The sequence below is a fragment of the Streptomyces canarius genome (genome assembly GCF_014650735.1).
GTDB classification, from domain to species: Bacteria; Actinomycetota; Actinomycetes; order Streptomycetales; family Streptomycetaceae; genus Streptomyces; species Streptomyces olivaceoviridis.
On the sequence record NZ_BMVN01000257.1, the window covers coordinates 1 to 530 of the forward strand.

Below are 530 nucleotides of genomic sequence, written 5' to 3' on the forward strand. Positions count from 1 at the left end.
GAAAAACGAGCAGTTTATGCTTTAGTAGCTACCGTTTTTCTGGCTCTAGTATTCACTGGATTTCAAGGAATGGAATATTATCAAGCACCTTTCACTATTTCGGATAGTATTTATGGTTCTACCTTTTTCTTAGCAACTGGCTTTCATGGTTTTCATGTGATTATAGGTACTCTTTTCTTGATCATATGTGGTATTCGCCAATATCTTGGTCATCTGACTAAAGAGCATCACGTTGGCTTTGAAGCAGCTGCATGGTACTGGCATTTTGTAGACGTGGTTTGGTTATTCCTATTTGTCTCTATCTATTGGTGGGGAGGTATATGAAGGAACGAAACGGTGGATTAAAAAATGAAAGCTCGAAGACAAAGAGAATCGGGCTTTTCCAAAGAATTACTGCTGCTTTCCTACTCCCTTTGATTATCATATACAAAAAAGTATCTTCCACTTTCCTACTAAATCTCTTTTTATTCTGGCACATAAATGAAGGGATCGAAGAGATTATGGCAGATTATGTTCACCAAGAAATGACC

At 37.5% G+C, this 530-nt stretch carries 2 protein-coding genes; both read left to right on the top strand.

Features of this window, described 5'->3' with window-relative positions; translation table 11 throughout:
* A partial coding sequence (locus tag IE294_RS50585; RefSeq protein WP_189895447.1) for a cytochrome c oxidase subunit 3 occupies positions 1-324 on the top strand: 324 nt, incomplete at its 5' end.
* A partial coding sequence (locus tag IE294_RS50590; RefSeq protein ID WP_228731089.1) for a succinate dehydrogenase/fumarate reductase transmembrane subunit occupies positions 321-530 on the top strand: 210 nt, incomplete at its 3' end. The genes IE294_RS50585 and IE294_RS50590, both read left to right, overlap by 4 nt.